Origin of the sequence: Thalassotalea sediminis (assembly GCF_030295915.1) — a bacterium.
Taxonomy (GTDB): Bacteria; Pseudomonadota; Gammaproteobacteria; order Enterobacterales; family Alteromonadaceae; genus Thalassotalea_C; species Thalassotalea_C sediminis.
Genome location: NZ_AP027361.1, coordinates 564,117 through 580,020, shown reverse-complemented (window position 1 = coordinate 580,020; position 15,904 = coordinate 564,117). Strand labels below are relative to the sequence as shown.

The 15,904-nt window shown below is 39.0% G+C and carries 17 protein-coding genes; 6 read left to right on the top strand and 11 right to left on the bottom strand.

Annotated features, from left to right (window positions below; all coding sequences use genetic code 11):
• Positions 1 to 7 precede the first annotated feature (7 nt).
• The 4 genes from QUE09_RS02625 to dusA all read right to left on the bottom strand — a co-directional run bounded on the left by QUE09_RS02625 (position 8) and on the right by dusA (position 2,828).
• Complete coding sequence (locus QUE09_RS02625; RefSeq protein WP_286234649.1) at positions 8 to 289, bottom strand: hypothetical protein; 282 nt, start codon at positions 287 to 289, stop codon at positions 8 to 10.
• A gap of 242 nt (positions 290 to 531) precedes the next feature.
• Positions 532 to 1,374: a sulfurtransferase gene (locus QUE09_RS02620; RefSeq protein ID WP_286234648.1), complete on the bottom strand. Its 843-nt coding sequence runs from the start codon at positions 1,372 to 1,374 to the stop codon at positions 532 to 534.
• Positions 1,375 to 1,472: 98 nt separating this feature from the next.
• A complete protein-coding gene (locus QUE09_RS02615; protein ID WP_286234647.1) occupies positions 1,473 to 1,604 on the bottom strand; it encodes a hypothetical protein in 132 nt (43 codons plus the stop codon).
• Between the two features lie 252 nt (positions 1,605 to 1,856).
• Positions 1,857 to 2,828, bottom strand: coding sequence for a tRNA dihydrouridine(20/20a) synthase DusA (dusA, locus tag QUE09_RS02610; protein WP_286234646.1), 972 nt, complete (start codon positions 2,826 to 2,828; stop codon positions 1,857 to 1,859).
• A gap of 203 nt (positions 2,829 to 3,031) precedes the next feature.
• On the opposite strand from dusA, the gene zur reads away from it, so the two are divergent.
• On the top strand, positions 3,032 to 3,466 hold the full coding sequence (gene zur / locus QUE09_RS02605) for a zinc uptake transcriptional repressor Zur (protein ID WP_286234645.1): 435 nt from the start codon (positions 3,032 to 3,034) through the stop codon (positions 3,464 to 3,466).
• Positions 3,467 to 3,715: 249 nt separating this feature from the next.
• Positions 3,716 to 4,180, top strand: coding sequence for a chemotaxis protein CheX (locus QUE09_RS02600; protein WP_286234644.1), 465 nt, complete (start codon positions 3,716 to 3,718; stop codon positions 4,178 to 4,180).
• A gap of 49 nt (positions 4,181 to 4,229) precedes the next feature.
• Here QUE09_RS02600 and metE read toward each other — a convergent pair whose 3' ends face one another.
• The gene (metE, locus tag QUE09_RS02595) at positions 4,230 to 6,482 is read right to left on the bottom strand and encodes a 5-methyltetrahydropteroyltriglutamate--homocysteine S-methyltransferase (protein WP_286234643.1); all 2,253 of its coding nucleotides are present in this window, start codon (positions 6,480 to 6,482) and stop codon (positions 4,230 to 4,232) included.
• 108 nt (positions 6,483 to 6,590) lie between these two features.
• Here metE and QUE09_RS02590 point away from each other — a divergent pair, with 108 nt between their 5' ends.
• From QUE09_RS02590 to QUE09_RS02580, 3 genes are all read left to right on the top strand, one after another.
• The gene (locus tag QUE09_RS02590; protein WP_286234642.1) at positions 6,591 to 7,466 is read left to right on the top strand and encodes a LysR substrate-binding domain-containing protein; all 876 of its coding nucleotides are present in this window, start codon (positions 6,591 to 6,593) and stop codon (positions 7,464 to 7,466) included.
• Between the two features lie 5 nt (positions 7,467 to 7,471).
• A complete protein-coding gene (locus QUE09_RS02585; RefSeq protein WP_434017504.1) occupies positions 7,472 to 7,894 on the top strand; it encodes a secondary thiamine-phosphate synthase enzyme YjbQ in 423 nt (140 codons plus the stop codon).
• Positions 7,895 to 7,969: 75 nt separating this feature from the next.
• A complete protein-coding gene (locus QUE09_RS02580; protein ID WP_286234640.1) occupies positions 7,970 to 8,347 on the top strand; it encodes a PH domain-containing protein in 378 nt (125 codons plus the stop codon).
• A 7-nt stretch (positions 8,348 to 8,354) separates the two neighbouring features.
• Here QUE09_RS02580 and alr read toward each other — a convergent pair whose 3' ends face one another.
• From alr to rpmE, 6 genes are all read right to left on the bottom strand, one after another.
• Positions 8,355 to 9,431, bottom strand: a complete 1,077-nt coding sequence (alr, locus tag QUE09_RS02575) for an alanine racemase (protein WP_286235869.1) — start codon at positions 9,429 to 9,431, stop codon at positions 8,355 to 8,357.
• A 12-nt stretch (positions 9,432 to 9,443) separates the two neighbouring features.
• Entirely contained in the window at positions 9,444 to 10,859 is a 1,416-nt protein-coding gene (gene dnaB, locus QUE09_RS02570) for a replicative DNA helicase (RefSeq protein WP_286234639.1), read from the bottom strand.
• A gap of 155 nt (positions 10,860 to 11,014) precedes the next feature.
• Positions 11,015 to 11,959 (bottom strand): DUF4097 family beta strand repeat-containing protein, encoded by a 945-nt coding sequence (locus tag QUE09_RS02565; RefSeq protein ID WP_286234638.1) that lies wholly within the window; start codon positions 11,957 to 11,959, stop codon positions 11,015 to 11,017.
• Between the two features lie 11 nt (positions 11,960 to 11,970).
• Positions 11,971 to 12,471: a hypothetical protein gene (locus tag QUE09_RS02560; protein WP_286234637.1), complete on the bottom strand. Its 501-nt coding sequence runs from the start codon at positions 12,469 to 12,471 to the stop codon at positions 11,971 to 11,973.
• Between the two features lie 4 nt (positions 12,472 to 12,475).
• The gene (locus tag QUE09_RS02555; RefSeq protein WP_286234636.1) at positions 12,476 to 13,042 is read right to left on the bottom strand and encodes an RNA polymerase sigma factor; all 567 of its coding nucleotides are present in this window, start codon (positions 13,040 to 13,042) and stop codon (positions 12,476 to 12,478) included.
• Positions 13,043 to 13,174: 132 nt separating this feature from the next.
• Entirely contained in the window at positions 13,175 to 13,387 is a 213-nt protein-coding gene (rpmE, locus tag QUE09_RS02550) for a 50S ribosomal protein L31 (protein WP_286234635.1), read from the bottom strand.
• Between the two features lie 222 nt (positions 13,388 to 13,609).
• Here rpmE and priA point away from each other — a divergent pair, with 222 nt between their 5' ends.
• Positions 13,610 to 15,820: a primosomal protein N' gene (gene priA / locus QUE09_RS02545; protein ID WP_286234634.1), complete on the top strand. Its 2,211-nt coding sequence runs from the start codon at positions 13,610 to 13,612 to the stop codon at positions 15,818 to 15,820.
• Positions 15,821 to 15,904: the final 84 nt, after the last annotated feature.

The window sequence follows — 15,904 nt, the reverse complement described above, 5'->3', positions numbered from 1 at the left end:
TTTTCTCCTACTCTTCGACGACTGATTTTTTTGTTAACGGGGTAAATTTAGCAACAAGTTGATCTTCATTTTCCAAGGGTTTTTCAACGCTTAAGATTGTTGCTTTTAGTTGTTCATTTATGCTGTTATTTAGTTCTTGCGATAAATATTGAGAAACTTGTTTAGTTTGTTCAACAATCGCTTTGTTCACTGTATCTTCAATACTGCTTTGATTTGCCGATGCATTAGCAACTGTTCCCAATCCAAGAACAAGTGACGCTATAAATAATGAAGTACGTTGACGGTTCATTTTGCTCTCTCCTTAAAAAGGCATCGTTTAATATCAAATAGGCGTTTCGCCCGATTAATATCTACATTACAAACCTTATGCCAACTGGAAATATTTTTTTATCTCTATGTTTTATTTAGATTTTTTTGAAATTCATAAAAAGAAGAGAAACCATGACATAATATGTCACACGAAAATATAGTGAATAAAACCACTCCATTGGTCTAATTCACCACTTATGACATTTAAACACGATTGTATGACTAATTAACGGCAGGCAACGCTGCGTTGGCGCCCCACTCAGCCCAAGAACCATCGTAAATTGAAAGATTTTTATAACCGACTAATGATGCTGCAAATGCCAAAACACATGCGGTTACGCCAGAGCCGCAAGTAAACACTATTTTTTGATGTTTTTGCGCGTAGTGACTAAAAAGCATATTTAGCTCGTCTAAAGGACGCATTTTTCCTTCGGATAATAACGTAGTAAAAGGCATATTTTTAGCGTGTGGCATATGCCCACTGCGCAAACCTTCTCTTGGTTCAGGCACTTGACCATAAAAGCGTTCAGCAGATCTCGCGTCAATTACAATAGCATTTTGGCTTTCAATCATACTTTGCAGGTCTTGAGTTGAACAAAAGGCATCGCCGAGCGGCTGTGCAATAAAGTCACCACGCTTAACATTGTTATTAGACGCCGCATTAACGGGTAAATGATGATCAACCCAATTTGGTAATCCACCATCTAATATCGCCACTTGTGCTAAACCTGAAGACTTTAACATCCACCAGGCCCGAGCAGACGAATATATACCCATATTATCATAGACAACCACTTTAGAATGTTGACAGATCCCCATAGCTTGTACTCTTTTTGTAAACACCTCTGTGCTTAACATTGTGTGTGGATATGGAGAAGACTGATCTGAAAACTCATTATCGATATCAAAGCGTTTTGCGTGTGCAATCGCTACGGTAGGCCACTGTTTATCAGGTATGACCATATTACCAATCGGCGCTATGCTTGCATCCAGTATAACAAGGTTAGGGTCGTTAATAATTGAAAATAATTGTTGCGGAGATATCAGTGTATTGAAAGAAGCCATATATTGCTCATTCGCTTGTTTAGCGTAAGCAAAAAGTAGCTAAGATTTATCTAAAAGTACAGTAGGTTGTATTAACCATAAACATTAAAGTTGGCACGTTATATATCACACACTGACACTCGCTTATTCGACGTTTTGCTTTTTTCAAAAAAACGAATAACAACCGAACTTGCAAGTACTGCCGCAGATGGGATCATCATTAATATTGATATTGTAAATAAACTTAACATCTTGTCGACCTTCCTTTGAATGATAACTAGTAAGATGCAAATTACTAAACAAAGGTTGTGCCATTGATCTAAAAAAAACTTAAACCCCTGATTATTAAAAGTATTTATTTTTTACAAAAAGTATGCTTTTGAAACAAATTACCTGTTTCGAGCTATTCATAGTGAAAATTACTAATTATTGGTCAACTTCAACAAGCCATCCATAGCTACTTCTCCCGAATGCGGGAATGTATTTCCCGATTTCGGGAAATGTCACGAAGCAAGCGCAGAGACTTTAGCGAAAGCTTCAAGCAAAACACTGCTATTGGCCCCCTCTCTACCCGCATTTTCACTCAAGTATCGACGATATTGCTTAGCGCCAGGTAAACCATTACATAACCCTAGCATATGCCTAACAACATGCCATACTCTACCGCCATTACTCACGTATTCATCTATATACTCCGCCATGCTTTCAATGACTTGTGTACGCGACAATATGGGTTCATTTTGTTGCCATAGCCTATTGTCAGCCTCAGCAAGAAAATAAGGATTTTGATAAATCTCACGACCAATCATTACACCATCAATATGTGCCAAATGGTTTTCTACTTCTAGATAGGTCTTTATGCCACCATTAATTGAAATGTCGAGATGTGGGAAGTCTTTTTTGATTTGATAAACGCGTTCATAGTTTAACGGTGGAACTTCACGATTTTGTTTTGGACTCAAGCCGCTTAGCCACGCTTTTCGAGCATGTACAATAAAGTGCTGACACCCCGCTTGTGAAACTTGTTTTACAAATTGATGCAAGAATTCGTAACTATCATAATCGTCAATGCCTATTCTTGATTTTACGGTTATTGGAACATTAACGGCAGATTGCATTTTAGTAACGCACTGTGCAACTAGTGCCGGTTCAGCCATCAAGCACGCACCAAATCGACCATTCTGTACCCTGTCTGACGGACAGCCAACATTGATATTAATTTCATCATAGCCCTTTTGTTCTGCAATTTGAGCACATTCTGTCATTGCTATAGGATCACTGCCACCTAGTTGCAAAACGATCGGGTGTTCTTGTTCATGAAATCCTAAATAGTCGCCCTTACCAAAGAGAATTGCCCCTGTAGTGACCATTTCAGTATATAAAACAACATTTTTAGACATAGTACGGTAAAAATATCGACAATGACGGTCAGTCCAATCGAGCATGGGTGCAACGGATAATTTATGTGAAATCATATAACAACAGCAAACAAATAAAGAGAATGAAATGACCGGCATATACAACCGTCAGCTAAGTGATGGATTATAAGTGAAGTTAGCAATACACTCAAAAATTCACGATATTTAATGTAAATCACCTAATGAACGCAAAAGAAGCGGTGTACACCAAATTTCTCTATGTTAGACTCAGGTTTACGTGACGCATACATTAAAAATATATGAACATTGATACTTTGCTAGAGCAAGCTAAAAAATTTTGTTTAAAAAGGGAAGTAAGATTTACGCCTACACGCGAACAAGTGTTTAAATTATTAGCGAATAAACAAAAAGCTATTGGCGCATATGACCTATTAGACGAGTTAAAGCTAACAGATCCAGCCGCAAAACCTGCGACAATCTACCGCGCACTAGACTTTTTAAGCCAACAAGGTTTTGTTCATAAAATAGAATCTATTAATGCGTTTGTTATGTGTCATCACTTTGGTGACTGCAACCATCCTGTGCAACTATTAATATGCGATAACTGTGGGCTTGTAGAAGAAATACAATCAAATGATTTTGATGCCGCATTGAAAGATATGGCAAGTAATAAAGGATTTACTGTGCACCACCAAATTGTCGAAGCACATGGGGCTTGTACCGATTGCCAATAGTAAGATCTATCTTTTTCGATATTTTTTCGTAGGATTATTGGTAAAATAGGCAATACTCACCGATACTTACATGCAACAGATTAAATGTTTTGAGTTTTCAAGAATCTGAAATAAAAGTTAACATAATTTTTACCTATTAGATTAAAGTTGCTAGTATCTTAGAATAACAATTGGTATTCTCGATTTACAATTGCTAAATATATATGCAAAATCAGAATACTAGAACTGATTAAGGCTTTGAGTACCTTCATGAATGTAGAGTTTATTAACCCATTTTTATCGTCAATGCTAAACGTAATGTCCACTATGGCTCAGATGGAATTATCTCCTGAAAAGCCAAAGCTTAAAAAGAATGAAGTGGCAATGGGCGATGTATCAGGTCTTATTGGTATGGTCAGTGAGCAAACGAAAGGCTCACTATCTATAACATTTGATGCGCCTTTGGCATTAGCCACCATGAAAAACATGGTTGGTGAAGCACCTGATGAAGTCAATGAAGAAATAACAGACCTCGTTGGTGAAATTACCAATATGGTTACTGGTGGTGCAAAACGCATGTTGAGTGAAAAAGGTTTTGAATTTGATATGGCAACACCTATGGTTGTGTCAGGTAATAACCATACCATTAATCATAAAGCAGACGGGCCTATCGTTATTATTCCGCTTAATTCACCCCACGGTAAAGCGTATATAGAATTTAGCTTTGACAAATAAAAAAGCCTCCTTTGAGGCTTTTTTATTAGCGATACATTACATTTTATTGCTAGCACGTCACTCTTAATTGCTTAGCTGCTTCAACCATATTTTTAAGTGCTAATTTAGTTTCATGCCACTGCCGTGTTTTTAAACCGCAATCAGGGTTTATCCAGAGGTTTTCTTTTTCTATATAGCCTTCCGCCTTTTCAATCAATGACTTAATCCATTGGATAGAAGGTACATTAGGTGAGTGAATATCGTAAACACCAGGCCCAATATCGTTAGGATAGTGTTGTTTCTCGAAAGCATCTAACAAAGCCATATTCGAACGTGATGTTTCAATGGTAATAACGTCAGCATCTAAGCACGTAATCGCAGGCATTATTTCATTAAATTCAGAGTAACACATATGTGTATGGATCTGTGTACTGTCTTTTGCTTTTGCAACAGTCAAACGAAAACACCTTGTTGCCCAATCAAAGTAATCCTGCCATTGGCTATGTTTTAATGGCATAGCTTCTCTAATTGCTGGTTCATCAATTTGAATAATGTTTAACCCTGCCCTTTCTAAATCTGCTACTTCATCAGCTATCGCTAACGCGATTTGAGTAGCAACCAACGATCGCGCTTTATCTTCACGCACAAATGACCAAGATAAAATAGTAATAGGACCCGTAAGCATCGCTTTTACAGGCTTATCCGTTAATGACTGGGCATAACTAAGCCATTGTATTGTCATGGGCTTTTTGCGAGCTACGTCACCATAAATAATTGGTGGCTTAACACACCGAGAACCATAACTTTGTACCCAACCAAAGCGCGTAAAAGTTACACCTTCAAGTTGTTCACCAAAGTACTCAACCATATCATTACGTTCAGCTTCACCATGCACTAAAACATCTAGACCAATTTCTTCTTGTACATGAATCGCTTGCTTTATTTCACTATAAATACTGAATTGATAATGCTTATCATCAACTTTACCTTGTCGCCAGTCAGAACGTAATTTACGTAAATGCTTGGTTTGTGGAAAAGAGCCTATCGTCGTTGTAGGGTAAGCAGGTAAACCAAGCTTTTCCTGTTGTAAGCGTTTACGGTTGTTAAATGTTGTAGAACGATAATAATCCTGATCAGGTAAATCTGATACACGCTTTTCTACCCAGGCATTTTTAGACAGGTTAGACGCAAATCTCTCAATAACAGGCTTAGAGTATCGCACAAGTTCCGAAATATTTTGACTAACCAGTGCGGTCTTTAATAACGCAAGCTCTTCGCATTTTTGTTTTGCAAACGCTAGCCATTGTCGTATCTGAAAGTTTAATTCTTGTTCTGCACTCAAATCTACGGGGCTATGTAATAAAGAACAGCTTGGTGCTAACCATAGCCTCTCTTTATAATCTTGATAAAACGGATTCAACCACTGATAAAGGCTAGCAAGATTGCTTTTCCAAACATTGCGACCATCGATGATACCAAGTGAAATTACCCATTCATTAGGCAGTAAATTTAATACATTGCTTACATCAATTGATTCAACTACGGTATCAATATGAATACCGTCAATAGGTAAGGTTCTTATCAAATCTAGGTGATGTTCAACACTACCAAAATAAGAGGCTAGCATCAGCTTGATACGACCTGGCTTGATTGCGTTGTATGCCGCTATCAACGCCTGTTGCCAATTTTCTTCAAGCTCTAACGCAAGTATCGGCTCATCTATTTGCAACCAATCCACACCTGTAGCTGCAATTTGGTTAATTATATTGTTGTAGGCGACCATTAACGCTGGCAGGTGAGGCAAGTTTTTTTCATTGTTTTTTGAAAGATATAGGTACGTTACAGGCCCAAGCAAAATAGGTTTAACCTCATGACCGCCTTTTTGTGCCTGTGCAATTTGTGCAAGCAAATGCGATGCATCGACGTTAAAGCATTGATCTTCCGATAGTTCTGGTACTAAATAATGGTAATTGGTATCAAACCACTTAGTCATATCACTTGCAGCACAGCCACAACTACTCGTACTTTTGCCTCGTGCTATTTGAAACTCAAGATCTAAAGACGAAAGTGATTGAGAAAAACGATTAGGCACTACACCTAACATCAAGCTAGTCGTTAAAACATGATCATAATGGGAAAAGTCACCAACCGGCAATAAGTCTATGCCAGCTAGAGCTTGAATTTGCCAGTTATCCTCTCTAATAGCTGCACATGACGCTAGAAATGATTCTTGTGTTGATTCTCCATGCCAATAACGTTCAAGTGCAATTTTTAGTTCTCTTTTTCCACCAATTCGTGGGAATCCTAAATTATGAATACGCATATTTTTCTCCTTAATTATATAGACGTCTAGACGTTTAAATGTATATAATCAGAAAAATGCTCATGATCGCTAACGCTATTTTTTCACACGTATAGGAAAAATTTTCATATGTTGGAATTAAAACACTTAAGAACGCTATATATGCTGTCAATTCATGGCAGTGTTCGACGAGCAGCAAGTCAGCTTTTTATGAGTCAATCAGCGCTTTCACATCAAATTAAAGACTTAGAGCACCGCATAGGTTCAAGTTTATTTAATAGAAACACTCACCCTATTGAATTTAGTCCGCAAGGAAAAACAATTTTAGCGCTCGCATTAAAAGTGTTGCCAGATATCGATGAAACAATATCTTCGTTAAAAGGTGCTCAAAGAAACCAACAAACGATATCACTGGCCATTGATTGTCATGCCTGTTTTCAATGGCTAAGCCCCGTCATAAAAAAAATTGAACAAGACTATAATATTTCTTTAGAGATTATTGATAACTATTTTGGTGAAGATGAACATAAAGCAGATTTACGTTTTTCTGACAAAACATCATTTGCAAATACGCACCAAGTTCAAAAAATAGGAGAGTTTGAATTACTTGTTGTTATGCCTACAACACACAAACTTGCTAACCAAAGTGAGATAGACGTAGCGTCATTTAGCAACGAAGTACTGCTAACATACCCAGTACCTACAGTGGAACTCGATATTTTTAACCAAGTTTTACTGCCCAGAAAAATTACGCCAAAACAGATCAAGCAGGTACAACATAGCCATACAATGGCACAAATGGTATCTGCTGGCCTGGGTATTGCCGTTTTGCCTGACTGGTTAATTTATAGTTTTTCATGGCATGAACAACTCGCGGTAAGACGAATTGCTCAACATCCAATGAAAAAAACATTATCATTGGTATATCAACATAAGCAAGATTTATCGGCATTAGTAGAAAGCGTATTACCGCTAATTCGCCAGTCTTTCAAACAACTAACCTAAACAATATTATGTGGCATCAGAGAGAAATTCACCTGAAAGCAAAGTCTAGAGGCTTTCATTTAATTACGACAGAACTCGATAAAGCATTACCTATGCTCGCGAATATAGACTGCGGCTTGGTCAATTTTTTTATCAAACACACATCAGCCTCATTAACAATTAATGAAAATGCTGACCCAACCGTAAGGTTAGATATGGAGTCACATTTTAATAAATTTGTACCAGAGAATGCTCCATACTACCAACACACTTATGAAGGCGCCGATGATATGCCAGCACATATTAAAGCAAGTTTATTGGGCAGCAGTGTTACCGTTCCAATATCAAAAGGAAAAATGAACATGGGTATTTGGCAAGGAATTTACCTTGGAGAACATCGAGATCATGGTGGTAGTAGAACGATCATAGCGACTATTCAAGGTCAATAAAATGTTTTATGGTGTACTTCATTAACGTAAATATAGTTAACTAGAAAAATAAAACACATTAATAAGGAACATTTTATGGGATTCTTATCAGGCTTAATGGGTAACGCATCGCAAGTAGATGTTAATGAATTAACAGATGAGCTTGCACCAATTTTAGCAAACAATGAGACGGTAGAACTGGGGTTTAAACTCATTCGCGATAAATTTATTTTCACCAGTCATCGCTTAATACTTATTGATAAACAAGGACTCACAGGTAGTAAAGTTGAATATCACTCGGTGCCATATAAAGCGATCACACATTTTAAAATTGAAAGTGCGGGGCATTTTGACCTCGACTCCGATTTAAAAATTTACATTTCTGGCCAAGACACGCCAATTAGCAGAGAACTTAGAAAAGGTGATGACATCGTTGCCATTCAAAAAACCTTGGCCAATTGCTTGTTTGCATAAACTGCTATTATTTCGTTCTTGAAGTAACGCGCTTGCTAATATTACACAACAATTCGTAAGGGATTGTTGTCGCATATTGTGCCACTTCTGCGACACTGAGTGATTGTCCCCAAAGTGTCGCTATATCACCAACCTTGTCTTGCGAATGTTGACCAAGATCCACAGTTATCATATCCATAGATACCCGACCGACTAAAGGTACACGGCGACCGTTTAGTAACACAGGAGTGCCATTAGGAGCATGTCTTGGGTAACCATCTCCATAGCCGATGGCTATCACGCCAATCGTGGTATCTATTTCACTTTTCCACGCTGAACCATAGCCTACGGTTTCACCGGCTTTAATCGCTCTAATTGCAATAACACCGGCTTGTAATGTCATCACTGGCATAATGTTATGTGTGCTATTGCTAACATCATTAATCATGGGCGATACACCATAAAGCATTAGACCTGGACGTACCCAATCATAATGACACGCCGGCCACGCCCAAATCCCTGCCGAATTTGATAAACTTCTTTCTATATCTAAAGGTGCCGTCAATTGCGTAAACGTATTAAGTTGTTGCAACGTTGCAGGATCAGCACAATCATCTGCACAACCTAAATGACTCATAATAATAATATCATCTTGTACATTTTTACTGGCTAATAACTGTTGATAGAAACTTTCAAACTGATGTGGATTGATACCTAAACGATGCATGCCGGTATCAACTTTTAACCATACTTTAAGAGGTTCATCTAGGCGAGCATTAACAATGGCAGCTAATTGCTGCTCATTATGTACAATTGTTTGTAAATTATTAACAGCCAAAATAGGTAAATCTTGAGCCGTAAAAAACCCTTCTAGCAATACAATAGGTTTAACAATACCATCAGCTCTTAGCGCCAGCGCTTCCTCGATACGCGCCACACCAAAAGCATCTGCTTGTGGCAATGCTTTGGCAATTCTTTCTAATCCGTGACCGTATGCGTTAGCCTTTAAAACAGCTAATATTTTACTGTTCGGTGCTTGTTTTTTTATCGCAGAGTAATTTTGCTGTAACGCGGCAAGATCTATCGTCGCAGTCGCGCTTCGGATCGTCATTACGTATTAATCTTCTTCTAATATATGTGGGCCAGCATAGTTATCGAAACGAGAAAACTGACCTTGGAACGTAAGTGCTACACGGCCTATTGGGCCATTACGCTGTTTACCTATTATAATCTCAGCCATACCTTTAAATTCGGAATCGTCGTGATAAACCTCATCACGGTAGATAAACATGATCAAATCCGCATCTTGCTCAATTGACCCTGATTCACGTAAATCTGAGTTTACCGGTCGCTTGTCTGAACGTTGCTCCAAGCTTCGGTTTAACTGAGATAACGCAACCACTGGAATCTCTAATTCTTTTGCCAGTGCTTTTAATGAACGTGATATTTCCGCAATTTCTAACGTTCTATTATCCGAAAACTGCGGCGCACGCATTAATTGCAAGTAATCAACCATAATCATACTTAAACCGCCGTTATCTCGGGCTACGCGTCGAGCTCTTGAACGCACTTCAGTAGGGGTTAAGCCCGCTGAATCATCGATAAACATCTTACCCTTTTCAAGTAACAAGCCCATAGTCGATGACAAACGTGCCCAATCTTCATCGTTCAATTGACCTGTTCTAATTTTTGTTTGGTCGATACGACCGAGTGATGCAAGCATTCTCATCATGATTTGTTCAGACGGCATCTCAAGTGAAAAAATCAAACAAGGTTTGTCTGACGTCATTGCTGCACTTTCACACAAGTTCATTGCGAATGTCGTTTTACCCATCGAAGGTCGTGCTGCAACAATAATAAGATCAGAAGGTTGCATGCCTGCAGTCATCTTATCCAAATCAGAAAAACCTGTCGTTACCCCCGTAACACCATCATGAGGCTGCTGGTATAATTTCTCAATTCTATCTACGGTTTTTTCTAATACATCGTTGATGTTTTCAGGGCCTTCTGATTTATTTGCTCGCTTTTCAGCAATTTGAAACACTCGTGTTTCTGCTAAATCGAGTAACTCAGCACTGCTTCTTCCTTGAGAATCAAACCCCGCTTCGGCAATTTCATTCGCGACTGAAATCATTTCACGCGTTACAGCACGTTCTCGAACGATTTCAGCATATGCGGTGATGTTGGCAGCACTTGGCGTGTTTTTCATCATTTCAGCGAGATAAACAAATCCACCGGCATCATCTAGCTTTTGATCATTTTCCAAGGCTTCTGAAAGCGTGATCAAATCAACGGGATCACCTAATTCTATTAAGCCCCCAATGGTTTCAAACGCAATTCGATGAGAACGACTATAAAAGTCTTCGGCAACTACGCGCTCTGAAACACGGTCCCATGCTTCGTTGTCTAACAGTAGCCCCCCTAACACAGACTGTTCAGCCTCAAGCGAATGTGGTGGTACTTTCAACTCATCCACGAGTTGATCGTGCTTTTTACTATTTCTGGAAAAGTTTGCTGGCTTGCGATCTGCCATTCATAACACCTGTGTTGATTTATCGAATTCAGCGTTTTTATTGCTAAATAGCAAGCTGATGAGTAAGGCGAGTATTATGACTTAGAAAAACGTTTTAAGTAAAGAATAAGCGAGTAAGATTGTGAGTGACTTTTGATAAGCCACTCATGAACATGTTATTTTGTTAATCTTATTGTGCCACTAACTGTTGTGCCTTTAACGGAAGCGCTACCGTTTCCTGTGTCAAAGTATAACTTAGCGCGAGGTGAGTATTTACTCTCTTGAGCTCTGTCATCAGTTATTTTGTTGATCAAGTCGCCACCAGCATGAGTTTTCAAACGAAACGTGGCGTTTACGTCTTCGTTAAACTTCAGCCCGATATCACCACTTACTGACGACATTTTTACACGAGCGCTATCTGCCAACGTTAATTCTCCCGCTATTTCACCGCTTACGGCAGACAACTCTAAATCATCAATGCTACCTAGCATAAACTCAATTTCACCAGAAACGACACTTAAGTCAACTTCACGCGCTTTTGATAGCGTTTTAACATTACCACTTACCGCGCGAATTTTTAATCGCCCTTTCGACTCAGTATCTTCAATATCACCACTGACGGTATTCAGTAATATCTTACCGCTAAGTTGACGACTGACAATATCACCACTCACTGTTGCTATTTCCGTCTGACCACCAATGTTACTGACGTGTAGATCGCCACTAACAGTTTTACCTTCAACACCTTTTTCAATACGCTTTAATGTAAAATCTGAAGAAACCCCAGCAAAATCAACTCTCACATCACGAGGCACCATCACGACAAGATCAGAACCGTCACTATTATCTCCTCCTCGATAACTATTCTTGACCTTAACTTTGATTTTAACCGCATTGCCATTTCGCTCAAAAATAAAGCGCTGTGTTTGTTCATCAAGTTCACCCTTGACCGACACTTCAGTTTTATCCCAGCCTTCAATCAAAACCTTACCACGTAAGTTGTCGATGGAAATTTTACCAACCCCTTCGGCTTGAACAGTTTCATCAACACGTTCATTAGCTAGCACAGACCACGAGCTTAGCGCAGTTAAGGCGCCTGCAATTAATAGTAACTTCTTCATACACCTTTCCTCTAAATCGTTTGCCATTGCGGGCTATATAACTTTTTCAATAAATCCAATTCTTGCTTTTGCGTCCAACGCAATAAGTTGAGCAGGTCACCGTTACTTTCATCTTTCGCTAATGCCTTTTGAATAGCGTCTCTGGCTTCTTGCAATTCGGTCAATTGTGTCTGCATTTTGGGCGATAAGTTTGTTAAATCAGGTTGACCTAAACTGGTAAGCATTAACTGCTTTTGCTGCTCAAAGTCATGCTGCATCACTTGCGCAAAACTTTGTTGTGGCGCCTTTACATCTGATTGAGGCGACAAGTTAAACCACGAAAGTGTAATAACAAAAACAATACTTGCTGCCCAAGCAACTGGATAATATACACGTTTTAATGGCTTACCTTGAGCAGGCTGTTGTGAAATTGCTAATTCAATACCCTGCCATAAATCTCGCTCTGGTGATATTTCTTTAGGTAATTGCTTCACCTGCTCTTGTAGTAAGTTGTCAGTAATTTCTGTCTTCATGCTACTACTCACTTAATGCTTCTTTTAACAATGTTTTAGCCCGATGGTATTGCGCCTTACTCGACCCAACAGCCATGCCCATCATATTTGCAATCTCTTCATGCCGATATCCTTCTACGGCGAAGAGCACAAAAACAATACGTGCACGTTCTGGTAATTGCTGTATCTTCTGATCAAGCAAGCTTACTTCTGCTTGATCAGACATCGTGGCAGATTGTTCCTCAACATATTTTTCTTCTATACTAAAAACACGTTGTATCCACGTTTTTTGCTTACGAATATGCCCTAATACAACATTTGTCGCGACACTGTGTAGCCACGTTGAAAACTTACTATCACCACGGAAATTTTTAATTTTCTGCCATAGCTGTACAAAAACTTCTTGGCAGGCATCTTCGGCGCTATCTTTATCTGCTAGCATACGCCAACAAAGTGCGTAAACACGTTTATAATGCCGTTGATACAATTGTAAAAAAGCGTGCTGCTCACCACGCTGCGCTTGTGCGACCAACTCTCCATCCTGATCAGGGAGAAAACGTTGCTGAGCATCAATAACTTGCGAATTACTCAAAAACTTATTCCGAAATAGCTGTTTAATTAATTAGATGCAGTATGTTCATAAAGGGTTTAAAAATAAAATTTATTTTTAGATATAAAAAAAGCGCCACTAAGGCGCTTTTTTCAAACATATGGGTTATCAAGCTTATTTCTTGCTTAATGCACCAAAACGTTTGTTGAATTTATCAACACGGCCACCAGTTTCAGCAGCTTTTTGCTTACCAGTGTAGAATGGATGACATTCTGAACATACATCAAGATGAAGATCTTTTGCAACTGTTGAACGAGTGTTAATTACGTTACCACAAGAACAATTAGCCTTGATCTCTACGTAGTTAGGGTGAATACCGTCTTTCATGGACAACCTCTAAATATAGGCCGTATCGCCACTTAGTCGAACCTACTTCGCTAAGCACCATACGCGTTAAAAATAATGGGGGCGAATAATAAGGGATTAACTATCGCTATTCAAGTTAAATTACGACAAATTAGCGAAAAAATAACCAAATAATTTATCACTTGGCATCACGGATAATAATGCGCAAAATATAAGTTCTATTTATTGATATAGTTTTTTCCCTTGTCTGATTGTTTTCTTGTTCAAGTTGCTATACCGGTACCGCTGCGGCAGCACTTTACTTATATAGTCCCATTGCCTTTGCTCACAACCGATATTACGATCGGAGAACAAGTGCTTGTGCCATTTGGCCATCGACAAGTAATTGGTGTTGTTACGAGCATTCAAACAGAATGTCCAATGAATATCGAACAGCAAAAACTTAAGTCAATTATATCTCGTGTAAACCCAGAAAATGCCATTCCAGCAGAACTTATTAAACTATTAACGTTAACTGCTAACTATTATCAACATCCTATCGGCGAGGTCTTTCAACATGCATTGCCGGTATTGTTACGTCAAATATCCCCCGTTAAAATTGAAAAAACACTCGCTTGGCAAACCTCGCAAGATATAACACTTGCTTTGGAAAAACTAACAAAGAAAAGAGCCATAAAACAAGCAGCCTTGCTATCACTGATCGACAAACATAAAAACATTACTTGGCCTGAACTAAGAACGCTTGGTTATAGTAAACAGCAACTCACGGCACTAGAAAACAAACAACTCATTAATGCCACTGAAGTAATCCCCAAAACCTTTACTTGGAAAGAAGCTGATTTAAATTCCGCAGATAGATTAACACTATCAACGGAACAAGCATTAGCGGTTGCAGCAATATCTCAAGGAAAAACGACCTTTCAAAGTCATTTATTACATGGCATTACTGGCAGTGGAAAAACTGAGGTTTACCTTCAAGCAATGGAACCCGTACTTGCGCAAAACCAGCAAATATTGGTACTAGTGCCTGAAATAGGACTAACACCTCAAATGCTTGCGCGCTTTGAGCAAAGATTCAACGTACCTGTTTTCCTTCATCATTCAGGGCTAAACGACAAAGAGAGGTTTGCCACATGGCTACAAGCAAAGCAAGGAAACGCTGCAATTATAATAGGTACTCGTTCAGCTGTTTTTACGCCTTGTCGTCATTTAGGGATGATTATTGTCGATGAAGAGCATGATCCATCTTTTAAACAACAAGACAGTTTTCGTTATCACGGAAGAGATATCGCGATTTTAAGAGCAAGGCAGCAAAACATACCGATTGTGCTAGGTAGTGCTACACCAAGTTTTGAATCTTTAGCCAATGCAAACACGGGTAAATACCATTATCATCAACTAACTGAACGGCCGGGCAATAGTGTGCCTGCATCGCTAAAACTTATTGATGTTAATAGCCAACCACTATCTTCAGGATTAACCCCTGCAACCATTAGCGCAATAAAACACACACTAGCCAAAGACGAACAAGTACTGGTGTTTATCAATCGAAGAGGCTTTTCACCGGCAATAAACTGTAAAGAGTGCCACTGGGTGGCTGATTGCCAACGATGCAATCGTCCTTATACGTTACACAAGGCACAAGGGTTGTTGATCTGTCATCATTGTAATAGTCAAAAACGCATTCCAAAACAATGCCCTGATTGTGGCAGTGTTCGCATTAACCCGGTCGGCCAAGGTACTGAACAAGTAGAGCAATGGCTTAGTGAACAGTTTACCGACCACAGCGTCGTTAGAATTGATCGAGATAGCACGCGGCGAAAAGGTGAATTAAGTAAACGTTTAGAACAAGTCGCCGAAAAGCAACATCACATCCTTATTGGCACGCAAATGTTAGCAAAAGGCCATCATTTCCCTGATGTCACTCTTGTCGTTATGTTAGATATTGACGGTGCTTTGTTTAGTGTTGATTATCGAGCAGCAGAGCATATGGCACAATTACTAGAACAAGTTGCAGGCCGTGCTGGACGTGCAAGTAAACCTGGAACAGTATTAATTCAAACTCAATATCCTCAACACCCGTTACTGCACCAGTTGGTAAATCAAGGATATACTGAATTTGCAAAAACAGGTTTACAAGAACGGCAATGGGCAAAATTACCGCCTTATAGCTTTCAAGCACTAATACGTGCAGAAGCAAATACACCCTATCTACCAGAACAATTTTTACGGTCTATTAGTCAGCTTTCTCTTCCGTGTAACCTCGCAGGACCTATGCCCGCAGCAATGGAAAAAAAAGCAGGTAAATTTCGTTTTCACTTGTTGGTGCAAGCAGATTCTCGTAAAGTACTTCATCAAGGCATATTGACCATACTTTCAGCCGTTGAAGAAAATGATTTGAATACTAAAGTACGGTGGTCTATCGATGTTGATCCGATAGATTTGAGTTGGTAACACGGATGCTAGTCGTTGGCCACTGTTTTTAAGTGATCTTTATCAGACATTGCTTAAAAGCAAAAAATAAGGCTTATTATTCTT